Origin of the sequence: Pseudomonas chlororaphis subsp. aurantiaca, assembly GCF_013466605.1 — a bacterium.
GTDB lineage: Bacteria > Pseudomonadota > Gammaproteobacteria > Pseudomonadales > Pseudomonadaceae > Aquipseudomonas > Aquipseudomonas chlororaphis_I.
Genome location: NZ_CP059162.1, coordinates 3,444,348 through 3,459,513, shown reverse-complemented (window position 1 = coordinate 3,459,513; position 15,166 = coordinate 3,444,348). Strand labels below are relative to the sequence as shown.

The 15,166-nt window shown below is 63.6% G+C and carries 11 protein-coding genes; 5 read left to right on the top strand and 6 right to left on the bottom strand.

What is annotated here, in order from left to right:
- The first annotated feature begins 68 nt into the window (after positions 1-68).
- The 3 genes from H0I86_RS15780 (at position 69) to H0I86_RS15770 (ending at position 4,463) form a co-directional block, all read left to right on the top strand.
- The gene (locus tag H0I86_RS15780) at positions 69-3,284 is read left to right on the top strand and encodes a hybrid sensor histidine kinase/response regulator (RefSeq protein ID WP_180925757.1); all 3,216 of its coding nucleotides are present in this window, start codon (positions 69-71) and stop codon (positions 3,282-3,284) included.
- Between the two features lie 74 nt (positions 3,285-3,358).
- Positions 3,359-4,006, top strand: coding sequence for a response regulator (locus H0I86_RS15775; protein WP_180925756.1), 648 nt, complete (start codon positions 3,359-3,361; stop codon positions 4,004-4,006).
- A gap of 43 nt (positions 4,007-4,049) precedes the next feature.
- Positions 4,050-4,463, top strand: a complete 414-nt coding sequence (locus tag H0I86_RS15770; protein WP_180925755.1) for a TIGR03067 domain-containing protein — start codon at positions 4,050-4,052, stop codon at positions 4,461-4,463.
- Positions 4,464-4,488: 25 nt separating this feature from the next.
- On the opposite strand, the gene H0I86_RS15765 is transcribed toward H0I86_RS15770, so the two are convergent.
- Positions 4,489-5,115 carry a TetR/AcrR family transcriptional regulator gene (locus H0I86_RS15765; protein WP_180925754.1) on the bottom strand — a complete coding sequence of 209 codons (627 nt, stop codon included), beginning with the start codon at positions 5,113-5,115 and terminating at the stop codon, positions 4,489-4,491.
- Between the two features lie 73 nt (positions 5,116-5,188).
- Between H0I86_RS15765 and H0I86_RS15760 the strand changes: the two genes are divergently transcribed.
- Positions 5,189-6,397, top strand: coding sequence for a serine hydrolase domain-containing protein (locus H0I86_RS15760; protein ID WP_180925753.1), 1,209 nt, complete (start codon positions 5,189-5,191; stop codon positions 6,395-6,397).
- Here H0I86_RS15760 and H0I86_RS15755 read toward each other — a convergent pair.
- Positions 6,382-8,670, bottom strand: a complete 2,289-nt coding sequence (locus H0I86_RS15755; RefSeq protein ID WP_180925752.1) for an ATP-dependent DNA helicase — start codon at positions 8,668-8,670, stop codon at positions 6,382-6,384. The genes H0I86_RS15760 and H0I86_RS15755 overlap by 16 nt on opposite strands.
- Entirely contained in the window at positions 8,667-10,319 is a 1,653-nt protein-coding gene (locus tag H0I86_RS15750) for a VRR-NUC domain-containing protein (RefSeq protein ID WP_180925751.1), read from the bottom strand. Before H0I86_RS15750 ends, H0I86_RS15755 begins: the two co-directional genes overlap by 4 nt.
- A 218-nt stretch (positions 10,320-10,537) precedes the next feature.
- Between H0I86_RS15750 and H0I86_RS15745 the strand changes: the two genes are divergently transcribed.
- The gene (locus H0I86_RS15745) at positions 10,538-10,762 is read left to right on the top strand and encodes a YgdI/YgdR family lipoprotein (protein ID WP_180925750.1); all 225 of its coding nucleotides are present in this window, start codon (positions 10,538-10,540) and stop codon (positions 10,760-10,762) included.
- A 20-nt stretch (positions 10,763-10,782) separates the two neighbouring features.
- On the opposite strand, the gene H0I86_RS15740 is transcribed toward H0I86_RS15745, so the two are convergent.
- From H0I86_RS15740 to H0I86_RS15730, 3 genes are all read right to left on the bottom strand, one after another.
- Complete coding sequence (locus H0I86_RS15740; RefSeq protein WP_180925749.1) at positions 10,783-11,175, bottom strand: hypothetical protein; 393 nt, start codon at positions 11,173-11,175, stop codon at positions 10,783-10,785.
- Between the two features lie 311 nt (positions 11,176-11,486).
- The gene (locus H0I86_RS15735; RefSeq protein WP_180925748.1) at positions 11,487-13,340 is read right to left on the bottom strand and encodes a polyurethane esterase; all 1,854 of its coding nucleotides are present in this window, start codon (positions 13,338-13,340) and stop codon (positions 11,487-11,489) included.
- A 106-nt stretch (positions 13,341-13,446) separates the two neighbouring features.
- Positions 13,447-15,147: a polyurethane esterase gene (locus H0I86_RS15730; RefSeq protein ID WP_180925747.1), complete on the bottom strand. Its 1,701-nt coding sequence runs from the start codon at positions 15,145-15,147 to the stop codon at positions 13,447-13,449.
- Positions 15,148-15,166: the final 19 nt, after the last annotated feature.

Genomic DNA, 15,166 nt, shown 5'->3' with positions numbered 1-15,166 from the left:
GACAAGTCGTTGTTTAAAGGTAAAATCCTCAAGGCTTCGACTTTTTTATGCTTTCTTGGATACCAGTGATGAACCATCAGGACACGCTTCTCGAGAATCTGAAACAATACTCGACTCGCCTGAACAAGGGATTGTTGATTTTTCTCGGCTTGACCCTGCTGTTGATCGCCATCAGTTACTGGTCGTCGCACAAACTGCTAGAAGAACAACACGACAGGTTCAAGGCGCACTTTGCGCGGATGATGGAAGACATCCGCGAACATGAAGACTTCCTCCGCGGCGTGGCCGTACAAGGCACCCAGGTCCCCTTGCGCTCCAACGACTCGGGTTCGTACCTGAAAAGCGCCTTGCTCGAAGAGGGACCGCACAACTACCTGGGCCAGGAGTTCGCCTTTTCCACGCCCTTCAGCCTGTCGGTCAATCACCAGAGCGTCGAGCCTGATACCTTGGCCAGGCTGTCCGAGCTGGGAGAACACCTGACCGACTACTACAGTGCCTTCTGGTCCACTTCCCATTACCAGTCACCGCCGTTTTTTCTGTTCGATGTCAAGGACAGCTTCAATATCGGCATTCCGGCAGCCGGGCATTCACGAGACCCGCTCTGGAAAAACGACACCCCCAACAAGGCACTCCTCCTGCAAACACTCAAGCTGCTGCTGGCGAACGATTCGGCACGGGCCGATGGCGTGGTCGATTGGGAGCCCCTAGTCCCGCATCAGGCCAATGTGGCCCCCGTCCGGCTACTGGCCTATGTCAACGCCCATCTCGGGCCGCAAGGGTCAGGCATCCAGGACGCTGGCAACCAGGTCGGTATTGCGTCGCTGTTGAGCATGGACCTGGTCAATGACATCAAGCGCCTCATGCCGTGGTCGACCTATGACCATGTCACCCTGATCGCCCCCTCCGGAAAGGTGCTGAGCGGTTCGCTGCAACCGGGTGACGTGTTGCAGGACGGGCTGAACATCACCGGCGACGGCATGGTCTTCAAAGTCTCGAGCAACTCCGCCGAGCCCTGGACCGCCCTCTACACCATCGGTTTCAAGAGCTACTTCAACTACACGCTATGGCCCTTGCCGGTCTTGCTGGCCCTGCTGATCAGCGGCATTGGCTGTGGCTGGCTGGTCAGTCGCCGGTATCAGTCGCGTATCGTCAAACCGGTCTACGAGGCTTATCAACGTACTGCCGAAAGCGAGGCCTTCAGCCGGGCCGTGATCGATAGCGCGCCCACCGGCCTGTGTGTGGTGCGTCGCTCGGACTTCAAGGTCCTGCTGGAGAACCGCAAAGCCCAGCAGTGGCAAGGCAGCACAAAACTGCGGATGGTCCTGGAGAGCTGGCAGGACCTGTCCGTCGCCGGCGAGACCCGGCTGGACATTGACGGTACCCACCTGCAGGTAGGGTTCGTGCCCACCCGTTACCAGGGCGAGGATGCCGTGCTCTGTGCCTTCCACGACGTGACCAGCCACATCGAGGGCGCGGTCATGCTGGAACAGGCGCGACGCTCCGCCGATGCGGCGAGCGAAGCCAAGACGCTGTTCCTCGCCACCATGAGCCACGAAATACGCACCCCGCTCTACGGCGTGCTGGGCAGCCTGGAACTGCTCGGGCTGACGCGCCTGGATGCGCGGCAGCGCGAACACCTGCAAACCATCCAGCGCTCCTCGAGCACCCTGTTCCAATTGATCAGCGATGTCCTGGACATTTCCAAGATCGAGTCCGGGCAGATGCCGATCGAGTCCCAGGCGTTCTGCCCGTTGCAGATGATCGAGGACACGCTGCATGCCTACAGCGTCTTCGCCGAAAACAAGGGCTTGCTGCTGTACACCTGTGTCGATGCGGCGTTGCCCGACCAGTTGCTGGGCGACCCGGTGCGGATCCGGCAGATCCTCAACAACCTGCTCAGCAATGCCATCAAGTTCACCGACACCGGGCGTGTCGTGCTACGGGTCAGGGTCCTGGAATCCGTGGATGGCCAGGCCAGCCTGGAATGGCAGGTCACCGACTCCGGCATCGGCATTTCGCCGGCGCAACAGGAACGGCTGTTCGATACCTTCTACCAGGTACGCGATGCTTCCAGCGAGGCCGGTGCCGGGCTCGGCCTGGCGATATGCCGCTGGTTGACGGAAATGATGGACGGCCAGATACGCGTGGTCAGCGAGCCCGGCCTGGGCAGCAGCTTCTCGCTGCGGCTGGGGCTGAAGGTCATGCCGGGCTCGCTGGAAGGCTGCGCAGACATCCTGCCAACCACCCAGGCGGTGTATGTGCGGGCTCCCGCCGTGGAGCTGACGCAGAGCACCTGCGACTGGCTGAATCGCCTCGGCGTGGTCGCCAAGCCATTGCCGGCCTTTGTCGAAGAGTCGCGCCAGGCCAACCTGCTGGTCGATGTTCTGCCCTCCGACAGCCTGCCCGCCTGGGCCGGCCCCCGGGTCCTGTGCGTCAGCGGCGAGCACCCGTCGGCACAGCCAAAGCCAGGCAGCAGCGTGGATGCCCATGATGTGCGAGCCATTGCCAGAGCCGTCTCCCTGACCCTGCATGGGAAAACCATTGCGCCCGCCGCGCCGGAATGCGACCTGAGCAACAGGCTCGGCCTGCATATCCTGGTGGCCGAGGACAACGCGATCAATCAGGCGATCATCAAGGAGCAACTCGAAGCCCTGGGCTGCACGGTGACCGCCGCCTCCAATGGCGAAGAAGCCTTGCAGCTCTGGCAGCCGCAGGTGTTCGACCTGGTGCTGACCGATGTGAACATGCCGCTGCTCAACGGTTATGAACTGACCCGGGCCCTGCGTGAGCGCGACCGGGAAATTCCGATCGTCGGGGTCACGGCCAATGCCATGCGCGAAGAAGGCGCCCGCTGCATGGCTGTGGGCATGAATGCCTGGCTGGTCAAACCCTTGAGCCTGCAGACGCTGCACCACTACCTGTCGAATCTCTGCGCGAACGCGCCTGCCCAGGAACCGCAACCGATGATCGATGCAACGCCTCCCCCCGCGACCGGCGACACCATGATCGAGCTGTCCCCGAAAATGCGTGAGCTGTTCATTACCACCATGCGTCAGGATGTCCAGAGCGTGACCGACGCCCTCGACGCCCAGGATGCCAAGCGGCTCGCCGAGCGGCTGCACAGCGCCGCCGGCGCGTTGGGTGCCGTGCAGTTGAGCACGCTGGCGAAAAACTGCGCCGAACTGGAATCCCGGATACTGCAAAGCGCGATGACTTCTTCCGTGACCCTTGAGGTGAAAAGCCTGATACAAAGCTTGACGGATATTCTTAATGCACTTGAATGAGACGCGACAAGATTTGATGAACTCAATCCCTTACTCTTTCTCCTTACCAACCGGCGTATTACGAGTGGCTAGTCATGGAAAAATTTAAAGTAGTCATCGCCGACGATCACCCGATTGTTCTGCTCGGCGTTCGCGAGTTGATGGAACGAGAAAGCAACTTTGAAATAGTCGGCGAAGCCATCAGTTCACAGGGCTTGATCGAAATCCTCGAGCAACAACCGGTCGATATCGTCATTACCGATTACAACATGCCCGGGGATTCTCCCTACGGCGACGGCCTCAAGCTGGTCGAGTACCTAAAGCGCCACTTCCCGCGCCTGCAGGTACTGATCCTGACCATGATCTCCAACCAGTTGGTCCTCACGCGCCTGCATGAGCTGGGGGTGGTCGGGGTGATCCAGAAAAGCCAGCTGCACAATGAAATCCAAGTGGCGCTCAAGACCATCGTCGAAAGAGGTTCCTATCAGAGTATCGAACCTGCGCCGAGCTCGGTCATCGAGTCCAATGCAAGCATCGACGACCGGATTTCCATGCTCTCGCCCAAGGAGTTTGAAATCTTGCGGCTGTTCGTTTCCGGCAAGAGCGTCAGTGACATTGCCCGAAGCCAGAACCGCAGTTCGAAGACCATCAGCGCGCAGAAAATCTCCGCCATGCGCAAGCTGGAAGTCGAGAGCGACCAGGACCTGCTGACGTACTGCATCGGTCGCAACATCTTCAACTGACCCCGTCCCTTTCACCCAGCAAAGACAGAAGGCCCGGACGACGATGACCTGCGACGCCCCGTTCGATCTGCAACAGCTTCAAGGTGCCTGGGAACAGGTGGAGTACGAGGACAACGGGGTCAGCAACCCACCTGACGAACATGGCGCCCCGGGAGCCCTTACCCTGATCCAGGGGCAAGGGTTCCGCGTCGTGACGCTTGAGGGTGAGTTGTTGCTCGCGGGTAGTTTTACCCTCGATACCCGGACCACGCCGAAGTCCATTACCTGGGTCGATTCCATGGGCGCCGACACCGGCAAGCACTTGCCGGCCAGCTATCGACTGGAAGGCGATGAGTTCGTCTTCATCGCCGCGGACGAGGGCCAGCCCAGGCCCACCGAGTTCCGCACAGGGCCAGGTGAAACCCTGCGCCGGTTCATCCGCGTCTCACAGGACGGCACAGGCCTCGGCAGCCGCTGAGGTTCACTCAGTGGCGGGCATCCCGTCAGGCCCTGGCCCGCTGTATTTCCCGTCCCGCCAACTCGCCGATCGCCAGCAACGCTGCGCAATCCGCGCCATCCTGGGCCTGTACCGACATGCCTTGAATGATCGCCCCGATATACCGGGCCAGCGCCGCGGCCTGGGTATCGGCGCGCAGTTGCCCGTTGGCGATGCCCTGCTCGATATGCGTTTCAAAGGCCTTGAGGGTGTTGGCCCGCAAAGTGCTCACAAACTCACGAAGAGCATCGTTTTCCACCGCGCAGGTCAGGGTCGCGGTGGAGATCATGCAGCCCCGTGGTCGGCCAGGCAGGCTGTACTCATGAGCCGCCTCGCGTAGCAGGCGCAGAAAACCGTCCACCACGTCCGCCTCCTCGCGCAGTGCCCGCTCGGCAAAGGCCCCGGTGCTGCGCTGGTAATGCACCAGCGCCTGCTGGTAAAGCTCGGCCTTGGACCTGAACGCGGCATACAGGCTTTGCACCGTGATGCCCATGGCCGCCGACAACTCCGGCATCGAGGCGCCTTCATAACCCAGGCGCCAGAACACCTCGGCCGCAAGGGCCAGGACCTGGTCGCGATCAAAGGCAATCGGCCGTCCACGACGGCGCACCACGGCAGCAGGGTTATTTATCATAGTGATCACTATTGAAATTAGAACGAATGCCGGTTAAACATAACGAACATTGTGATTATAGAGGCTCCCTCCCATGGATCGAACCAGTAAAGGCCTGCTTGCCCTGGTCGCCACCCTCGGCGCTTCGCTGGCCAGCGCCGCCATGCCGGACGAGGAACTCGGCAGGCGCATGGACACGGCCATCGAACGGGCCATCGGCGAACAGCGGATCGTCGGCACCGTGGTGGTGGTGATGCGCGATGGCCAGGTGGTGTACCAGCGCGCCGCCGGTTTCGCCGACCGGGAAGCAGCCCGGCCCATGACCGGCGACACCATCCTGCGCCTGGCGTCCGTCACCAAGCCCATGGTGTCCGCAGTCGCCATGCGCCTGGTGGAACAGGGCACGCTGTCCCTGGACGATAGGGTCAGCCAATGGCTGCCGGACTTCCGCCCAAGGCTGGCCGATGGCACCCGACCGCCAATCACCCTCAAGCAGTTGCTGACCCACACCGCCGGCCTGAGCTACGGCTTTCTCGAGGCCGAGCACGGGGCATATCGCACGGCGGGGGTGTCGGATGGCCTGGCCGAACCGGGCATGAGCCTGGAAGACAACCTCAAACGCATTGCCAGCGTGCCCTTGAGTTATCCGCCGGGCACGCAGTGGCGCTATTCCATGGCCATCGACGTGCTGGGCGCCGTGCTGGAAAAGGCCAGCGGCAAAAGCCTGCCGGCCCTGACCGAGGAGTTGGTCACCAAGCCTTTGGCAATGAACGACACCGCGTTCTCGGTCAAGGACCCTGCCCGCCTCGGCGCGGTGTACCGCGATGATCGTCCGCGGCCGAGCCGGATGCGGGACGAGGCGGCGATCAGGGTCGGCGAAAGCACCACGCGGTTCTCCCTACAGCGGATCTTCGACCCGCGGTCCTATCCCTCCGGTGGCGCCGGCATGGCCGGTACCGCCATGGATGTGGCGCGTTTTCTCGACACCTTGCGCCAGGGTGGCGGCCTGCTGCTTTCCGCCCGCAGCGTGCAGGCGATGATGACCGACCAGGTCGGCGCCCAGGCCCAGACCCAGGGGCCGGGCTGGGGCTTCGGCTACGGCTGGGCGGTGCTGGACGATCCGGACCTGGCCGGTACCCCGCAATCCAGGGGCACCCTGCAATGGGGCGGCGCCTACGGCCACAGTTGGTTTGTCGACCCCCAGGCCAGGCTGACCGTGGTGGCGCTGACCAACACCGCCTTCGAGGGCATGTCGGGGGCCTTTACCCGGGAGATCCGCGACGCCGCCTACCCGGCGCCCTGAAGCACCTCACCGGTCGGGGCGTCGAGCGACCACCAGCCCGGCAGCAATTGCCGGACCCTGGGCTCGGCGAACCGGTCGTCGATCAGCATCACCACGCCACGGTCCTGCTGGCTGCGAATCACCCGGCCCGCAGCCTGCACCACCTTCTGCAGGCCGGGGTACAGGTAGGTGTAGTCGTAACCGGCGCCAAAAATCGCCGCCATGCGTTGTTTCAGTTGCTCGTTCACCGGGTTCAGCTGGGCCAGGCCGAGGGTGGCGATAAAGGCGCCGATCAAGCGCGAGCCCGGCAGGTCGATGCCCTCGCCGAATGCCCCGCCCAGCACGGCGAAACCCACTCCCTGGCCATCGGCGTCGAAGCGCTCGAGAAACGCCTGGCGTTGCCCCTCATCCATCCCGCGCGACTGTTGCCACAGAGGAATATCCGGGTGCCGTTGGGCCAGCAGGCTGGCCACCTGCTGCAAGTAATCGAAGCTGCTGAAGAACGCCAGGTAATTGCCGGGGCGCCGGCGGAACTGACCGGCGATCAGCTCGACGATGGGCGCCAGGGACGCCTGGCGATGGGCGAAGCGCGTGGAGATCCGGCTGACGATGTGCACATCCAGCTGCGCGGCACTGAACGGCGACTCGACATCCACCCACACCGTGGTTTCCGGCAGTCCCAGCAGGTCGCGGTAGTAATGCCAGGGATTGAGCGTCGCCGAGAACAGCACCGTACTGCGCGCCGCACTCAGCCGCGGCGCCAGGAAGCCCGCCGGCACCACGTTGCGCAGGTACAGCTCGGACAGGCTGCGCCGAGCATTGAGCTCACGCTTGCTGATATCGAACAGGAACTGCTCGTCGAACAGTTCGGCCACCCGGGCGAATTGCAGGGCATCGAAATAGAACCCTTGCAGCCGACTGTCCAGCCCTTGCGGGCGGTCGTTGAGGTAATCGCCGATCGCCGAGATACACAGCGACAACGCCTTGAGCAGCGAGGCCGGCGCCTGGTCATAGGCCTGGTACGGCCGCGACTGCTCCTTGTGCAGGGCATTCCATTCGCGGTTGAGCCGTTGCAGCGATTTCTTCAGCGGTTCCGGGGCGACCTGGCGCACGGCGTTCAACTGGTACTGGTCGAGGCTGGCGCTGTACATCGAGCGCCCGCGCTCCACCAGGTTATGGGCTTCGTCCACCAGCGCGGCGACCTTCCATTGGTTGGCCTGCGCCAGGCCGAACAGCAAGGCGCTGAAATCGAAGTAGTAGTTGTAGTCCGCCACCAGCAGATCGCTCCAGCGGGCCATTTCCTGGCTCAGGTAATACGGGCACAGCCCGTGCTCCAGGGCGATCTCGCGTACCGCCTGCTGGTCCAGCAGCGATAGCTGGCTCGCCGCCTGCCGCGCCGCCGGCAGACGGTCGTAGAAACCCTTGGCCAACGGGCAGGACTCGCCATGACAGGCCAGCTCCGGGTGCTCGCAGGCCTTGTCCCGGGCCACCAGTTCCAGCACCCGCAACGGCAGCCCGGGGCGGCGTTCGAACAGCACCTCGGCGGCGTCCAGCGCCAGTTTGCGTCCGGGGGTCTTGGCGGTGAGGAAGAACAGCTTGTCCAACTGCTGCCCCGGCATCGCCTTGAGCATGGGAAACACCGTGCCCAGGGTCTTGCCGATCCCGGTCGGCGCCTGGGCCATCAGGCAGCGCCCGGTGCTCACCGCCTTGTACACCGACTCGGCCAGGCTGCGCTGCCCCGGACGGAAGTCGGGATGGGGGAAACTCAGCGCCGCCATGGCCTGGTCGCGAGCGTGCCTGTGGGCCAGTTCCTGTTCGGCCCATTGCAGGAACTGGCTGCATTGCTGGTTGAAGAACTGCTCCAGGGCCTGGGCCTCGTGCTCTTCCACCAGCGACGTCTCACGCTCGCTGAGAATGTCGAAGTACACCAACGCCAAGCGGATGCTGCTCAGTTGCAATTGCTGGCACAGCAGCCAGCCATAGATCTTCGCCTGGGCCCAATGCAGCTGGCGATGGTTGGCCGGCATGCGCTCCAGGTCGCCGCGGTAGGTCTTGATCTCTTCCAGCAGGTTGGCGTCCGGGTCGTAGCCGTCCGCCCTGCCCTTGACCGTCAACGCGCCGAAGCTGCCTTCGAGGGACACCTCGCGCCGGTAGTTCGCGCTGCGCCGCGCCGCCACCGTGCGGTGGCCCTGGATGCCTTCCAGCGCGGTGGGCGACGGCGTGAAGCGCAGGTCGAGGTCGCCAACCTTGGCGGTGAATTCGCACAGCGCCCGTACCGCGATGCGGTAGTTCACGCGCCCTGCTCCGCCCATTGCACGTAGCAGACCGCCACCGGCATCTGGTGCTGCTGGCAGAACTCCAGCCAGCGCAGCTGGTTGTCCAGCAGGCGGTCGCCAGGGCCCTTGACCTCGATCATCCGGTAGGTTTTCTGCTGCGGCCAGAACTGGATCAGGTCCGGCATGCCGGCGCGGTTGGCCTTGATGTCCTGCAGCAGGCGGTCGAACCAGTGCTTGAGGTGCTCGGCCGGCAGGCAGGCCAGGGCCTGCTCCAGCAGCTCTTCGCTGAGGGCGCCCCAGAACACGAAGGGCGATTGCACGCCCCACTTGTCGAGGTAGCGCTGGCGGATGGTCTGCGCATAACGCCCGTCATCCAGCTCCGCCAGGCAGGCCTGGAACAGCTCGGCGCGACGGCTATGGAAGTCTTCGCTCAACAGGTCCGCCGGCCCGCGCTGGAACGGGTGGAAAAACGCCCCGGGCAGCGGCGCGAAAATCGCCGGCCAGCAGAGCAGCCCGAACAGCGAATTGATCAGGCTGTTCTCCACGTAGTGCACCGGCGCCTGCTCCTCGTGGAGATGGGCCTGCACATGGAATTCCACCGACAGCTCCGGATCGACACGCGGCAGGCTGAGGTCCAGGCGCAGCGTCGGCCGGGTGCCGCCACGCGGCGTGGCCGGGCCGCCAAGTTTGCGTCGCAGCCTGGGCAGCAGCCGCAGCAGTTGCTGCTGCTCCGCGGCGTTGTCCGGGGCCAGTGCCGCCTCCTCGGCCAGGGCCAGCGCCTGCGGGTAATCGCCGCTGCGCTCGAAGACGCGGATCAGCCGCGCTCTCGCCCCGGGATAAGCGCAGGCCTGATAGATGGCGGCCGCCAGCGGCCATTGTGCTAGCCGCTCACAATGCTGGCCCAGCAGGAACAGCAGCTTGGCCCGGCGCCGCTGCAACCAGGGATTGTCGCTGGCGAACGCCTGGATGCTCGCCAGCACCTCGTCCAGCGCCGCGCCGCTTTCGAAGCGCTGCCGGCAGTCCTCCAGGTACACGAAACCCTCGACGTCGACGCGGCTGCGCAGGGCCCGGGCGTCGTCGCGGAACTCGACCTTCTCGTAGGTGAAGATGCCCAGGTCGGCCAGCACGAACTCCGACCAGTCCTGATACAGGTTGCCGAAGAACATCAGGCGCAAGCGGTCGCACAGCGCCATGACCGTCAGGCTGCACACCCCGTCTTCCAGCCCCGGGCACCATCGGTCCAGGCTCCGGGGTTCGTCGAACAGCGGCGCCAGCGCCGCCAGCCAGTCCGACTTGCGGGCCTTCGGCTGCTCGATCGCCGCGCGAAAACCGTGGAGGATTTCCGCCTTCTGCAACAGGTTGAACAGCTCTTCCAGGGTCAGCGGCGCCTGTTCGTCGACCCAGCCCAGGCGCACCAGCGGCGCGACGGCCGCGCGGGTATCACCGATTTCTTCATAGACCAGCCGGGACATGCGAAAATGACAGCCCTTGCGCATGATCATGCGCACCAGCAGGGCCTGGGATGGCTGGGCCAACGCCGAGAAATCGGCGATGAAGCTACGCTCTTCAGGTGACAGCACATCGGCGTAGCGCAGCTCGAGCCACGCCAGCACCTGCTGGAAGTTGTGCAGGTAATAAAGAGGGTTTTCCAGAGGGTTGGAAGTCACAGGACAAGCGCGCCGCAAAGAGGTGGATACTGGTTATGCATACAGATAACAGCTGCAGACCTGCCCTGGCAAACACTATTGGATAAGTGGCGTTACAGGTTTTTTTACGGGGCCGCAGAACTTTCTTGCGGTTAATCACACCAAGGGCGGATAGCCATATAGTCGCGAGCCGCCAATCATGGGTGGACTCACAGAGATTCATGAAGAGAGGTTTGTCTATGAACGTCAAATACCTGGGCCTGCCGTTGGCCATCGTAACCTTCCTGGCACTGGGCGGTTGCGCCTCGCCGACCGTGGTGACCCTGCAGAACGGCACGCAATACCTGACCAAGGACATGCCTAACGCCAAGACCGCCGACGGGTTCTACGAATTCGAAGACATCGCCGGTAAGAAGATCCGCATCAAGGCGGCCGATGTCGCCACCGTCCGCCAAGAGGACTGACCGATCGAACCTGGTCGCCCTCAGGGCGACCAGGGTGCCGAATTCTGCCCCGGCACGCTGTTATCGCAGGAAATGTATCGCTGTTCCCCACGCTTCTGCAGCTCTCCACGCACCCGCTGGCAACGCTCGAATTCCCGGGCGGCCGCATTATCGATGCTGATATTGCCGGTGGCTTCAGGCTTTTTACCCTCCCCCAACGTCACGCTCGCCCAAGGCCGTTCCGCGTCGATATGAAAGCGGCTGCTCGGCTCGGGTTCTACTTGCTTGTCGGTGGCCGGCGCAGCGGCCGGTAGCTGGTCCGGGGTCACGCCGTAGCGCTTCAGGATCGACTGCTGAGGCAAGTCCTCGGCCATTACGCTGCCTGCTATCAGGACCAGCGCCAGACCGATGCCATACCTCTGGTTATCACTCACCTTGTGTTTCTCCCGCTGTTCACTGTTGCCGTTGAATGAGCATCGGCCGCTACCTGGGCAGCGGCCGCCTGCCTTGATAACGCACAGGCTCCTGCGGACTTTAATGGCCCTGGAACGCACACGCGCCATCGCCCCGCCTGGCGCTGAGTCGATGCTCTATCGAGCGCCGCGTCGCAGGTGGGCAGGTATTGGAGTCATTTCCAGGCTAGCGGGTCACCCTTCGGGCGAATCCCCTTGCTTTGGCGAGAAGAGCTGTCGAGGGAAAATCCGTGACCGCGCGAGGCAAAATCGCCACCTCGCGCGGTCAGTCCTCAGGCGATGGTGATACTCGCGCCGTCGAGGCTGTCCAGGCTCACCCCGACCAGGGTCACCGAGTCGCCGCCGAAGGTCAGCAGGGTATCGTTGCCCACGGTGCTGGCATGGGCACGGAAATCGTCGTTGGCGACGACGCCTTCGACGCCGAGGAACACCAGTTTGTCGCTGCTCTGGTAGCCCAGCACGCGATCCTGGCCGAAGTCGCCGCTGAACAGGAAGGTATTGCTGCCGCCACCCGCCTGCAGCAGGTCGTTGCCCGCGCCACCGACCAGCACATCGTTACCCTGGCCACCGATCAGATGGTCATCGCCGTCCAGGCCGAACAGCCAGTCGCCGCCAGCGTGGGCGGTCAGGGTATTGGCCGCTGCGTCGCCCTTCACCGAAGAGGCGTACTGGGTCAGGTTGCTCCCCGCCAGCAGGCCCTTGTCGGTGACGCTGTGGGTCACGTCGTCCTTCAACAGTCCCCAGAGGAACCCCGGCTCCTTGCTGGCGATCGCACCGATATCGCGGGTGATGCTGATGCCGCCATTGGCATCGCGCACATACAGGGTGCCGGCGCCGTCGTTGGCGAAGCTGAAGTTCTTCACCGACTGCTGCAGGTCCAGGGTGTTGTTGCCCTGCCCGCCCAGCAGGATGTTGTAGCCGCCGGCGTCGCGGAAGGTGTCGTTGCCGGCGCGGCCTTCCAGGTAGTCGTTGCCCTGGCCGCCCTGGATCAGGTCGTTGCTGTCGGTGCCGATGATGAAGGTGCTGCCCTTGTGGGTCTCGGCATTGCGGTTGAGGTCCTGGACCCAGGTGGTGGCCCGGGCCGGGTCCGACAGGTTGGCGACGATGATGGTCGAGTCCTTGCTCGTCAGGTCGTAGAACTTCGACTCGAGGATCCGCGTCATGCCGTCGCCGTAGCCGGTGGGCAGGTGCGACAGCCAGGTCGGAATATTCAGGATGGAAAACGGCAGAACGTTCCAGGCCGCCGAGGCGTAATGATCGTTGAAGCTGACGATGTTGTTGGTCGCCGATTCCTGCGCCGTGTCGTGCACGCCGAGGGACGCCAGGTTGAACGAAGAGCCGTCGAGGGCGCGGAACACCGGGTCGTTTTCGTAGCCGATGTTCAACACCTTGTCTCCCGCGCTCTGGGTCGGCGAGGCGTAGGCGACGTAGCTGGCATCCTGGTAGAACCCCGACCAGTGATCGCCACTCAGATCCGCCAGGCTGTTGACCGCCAGGCCGCCGAGGCTATGGCCGCTGACCAGGATGTCCTTGCCCGTCAGGCCGTTGGCCTGGGCGAAGGCCGCGACATCGGCGAGCAGCTTGCCGAAGGCTTCGCCGGCGTAGTTCTTGGCATAGTCCTTGGGCCCGAGCGCCGCCATCAGGTCGTTGATCACATCGCCGATGGAGTCGCCGATCACCGATTCACGGGGGCCGCTGGTGCCGCGAAAGGCAATGCCGATGGAAATCAGGTGGCCCTGGTCGTCGTACTTGCCGAGCACTTCGGCCTGGGCGGTGGTGTAGCCGGCCTTTTCCCCGTAGTAGGTGCCCCTGAAGTCGGTCTTGCCGTCGTAGCCCAGCTGGGAAGCGCCAATCGGTGTCCAGCCGGCCTTTTGCACCGCCTCCAGCGCGGCCTTCTCCGAGTCGGGGTTCCACGGCACGCCCGGAATCACCCCTTGCGAATCGCTGCTGCCGATCAGCGCCGTCACCAGGGTCGCCGGCAAGCCGAGGCCGAAACCATACTGCTGATAACCGGCGGAAAAGCCGTTGTCGAGGTTGTGGTAGGAATACAGCGTGATCGCCAGCGCATCGGAAAACAGCGCCTTTGAGTCTTCTGTGCCGAGGTTTTTGTAGTCATACACACCCATGGTATTGCCTCTCTTTGTTGTTGAATTTTATTCGAGATAGCTCACGCGGACGGGACGCCCTCAACAGACGCCCCGCCCTTAGTGCAATGCCTTTTGCTGCTCTTATCTAGGCGAAGACGATCCCCCCTGCGGAAAGGCTGTCCGGCGCGACCCCGACCAGCGTCACGGCGTAGTCGCCGACGCTGAGCAAGGTGTCCTGGCCGTTCTGTGACAGGTGCTGCGTGTAGTCGTAGCCCTGCCCCGCGCCCGCCACGCCCATGAACACCAGCTTGTCGCTGCCCTGGTAGCCATGGATCGCGTCGAAGCCGAAGGCGCCGCTGAACAGGAAGGTGTTGGCCCCGCCGCCACTGGAGTACATGACATCGTTGCCGGCGCCGCCGACAAAGGTCACGTCGCTCTTGTCGCTGCGCAGCACATCGTCGCCTCCGTGCCCGAACAACCAGTCGCCATCGACGCTGGCCACCAGCGCATTGCCGTAGGCATCGCCATTGAGCGAATGGTTGTAGTGGGTCAGCTGGTTGCCGGCCAGCAGGCCCTGGTCGGTCACGCTGTGGGTCACGTCCTTGCTGAACAGGCCCCAGGCGAAACCCGGCTCCTTGCTCACCAGCGCGCCGATGTCGCGGGTCATGCTGATGCCGCCATAGGCATCGCGCACGTACAGGCTGCCGTCGCCATCGTTGACCACGCTGAACTTGCCCAGCGACTGCTGCAGGTCGAAGACGTTATGCCCCTTGCCGCCCAGCAGGATGTTGTAGCCACCCTCGTCGCGGAAGGTGTCGTTGCCGTCGCGGCCTTCGATGAAGTCGTTGCCGCGCCCGCCCTTGAGCAGGTCGTTACCCTCGGTGCCGAAGATAAAGGTGCTGCCCTTGTGCGGCTCGGCGTTGCGGTTGAGGTCCTCGACCCAGGTCTTGCCCCGATTGGCCTCGGACAAGGTGGAGACGATCAGGGTCGAGTCCTTGCTCGTCAGGTCGTAGAACGCCGAATCGACTACCCGATTCAAGCCATCGGCGTAACCCGCGGAACCGTGGGCCTTCCACGACAGCGGATTGAGGATGCTCTGCGGCAGCAGGTTCTCCAGGGTCGACGCGTAGTGCTCGTTGAAGTTGACGATGTTGTTGGTCGCCGACGCCTGGTACTGGTCATGGCTGCCCAGGGACGAGGCGTTGAAGGTAGTGCCGTCGAGCACCCTGAACACCGGATCGTTTTCGTAGCCGATGTTCAGCACCTTGTCCCCCGGGCTCTGGGTCGGCGAGGCGAACGCCACATAGCGGGCGTCGGCGTAGAAACCGCCCCAGTGCTCGCTGCTCAGCTCGGCCAGGCTGTTGACCCCCAGGCCGCCCAGGCTGTGGCCGCTGACCAGTACATCCTGGCCGCTCAGGCCATGGGCCTTGGCGAACTCGGCGACGCTGGCGAACAGCTTGTCGAAGGCGTTCTTGCTGTAGTTCGCCGCATAGCCCACCGGCCCGATCGCCGCCAGCAGGTTGTTCTTGATATCGCCCAGGGTATCGCTCAAGCCCAGCCCGCCGGTGCCGCGAAAGGCGATGCCGATCGACAGCAGCTTGCCGGCCTCGTCATAACGCCCCAGCACTTCCACTTCGGCGCTGGTAAAGCCCGGCTGCTCGCCGAAGAAGGTGCCCTGCGGCCCGACCTTGCCCTGATACCCCAGTTGCCCGGCACCAATCGCCGTCCAGCCCGACGCCAGCGGCTGCCCGGTGGGCGTGTAGGCATAGAGCGTCAACGCCAGGGCATCGGCGTACAACGCTTTGCCCGCCTCGCCCTTGAAACTCCGGTAATCGAATACACCCATGTGTATGTCTCACTCTTAT

What these genes read in the sequence shown, in the direction of transcription:
- H0I86_RS15780 (WP_180925757.1), top strand. Translation starts at nt 69, where the DNA reads ATGAACCATCAGGACACGCTTCTCGAGAATCTGAAACAATACTCGACT.
- H0I86_RS15775 (WP_180925756.1), top strand. Translation starts at nt 3,359, where the DNA reads ATGGAAAAATTTAAAGTAGTCATCGCCGACGATCACCCGATTGTTCTG.
- H0I86_RS15770 (WP_180925755.1), top strand. Translation starts at nt 4,050, where the DNA reads ATGACCTGCGACGCCCCGTTCGATCTGCAACAGCTTCAAGGTGCCTGG.
- H0I86_RS15765 (WP_180925754.1), bottom strand. Translation starts at nt 5,115, where the DNA reads ATGATAAATAACCCTGCTGCCGTGGTGCGCCGTCGTGGACGGCCGATT.
- H0I86_RS15760 (WP_180925753.1), top strand. Translation starts at nt 5,189, where the DNA reads ATGGATCGAACCAGTAAAGGCCTGCTTGCCCTGGTCGCCACCCTCGGC.
- H0I86_RS15745 (WP_180925750.1), top strand. Translation starts at nt 10,538, where the DNA reads ATGAACGTCAAATACCTGGGCCTGCCGTTGGCCATCGTAACCTTCCTG.
- H0I86_RS15735 (WP_180925748.1), bottom strand. Translation starts at nt 13,340, where the DNA reads ATGGGTGTGTATGACTACAAAAACCTCGGCACAGAAGACTCAAAGGCG.
- H0I86_RS15730 (WP_180925747.1), bottom strand. Translation starts at nt 15,147, where the DNA reads ATGGGTGTATTCGATTACCGGAGTTTCAAGGGCGAGGCGGGCAAAGCG.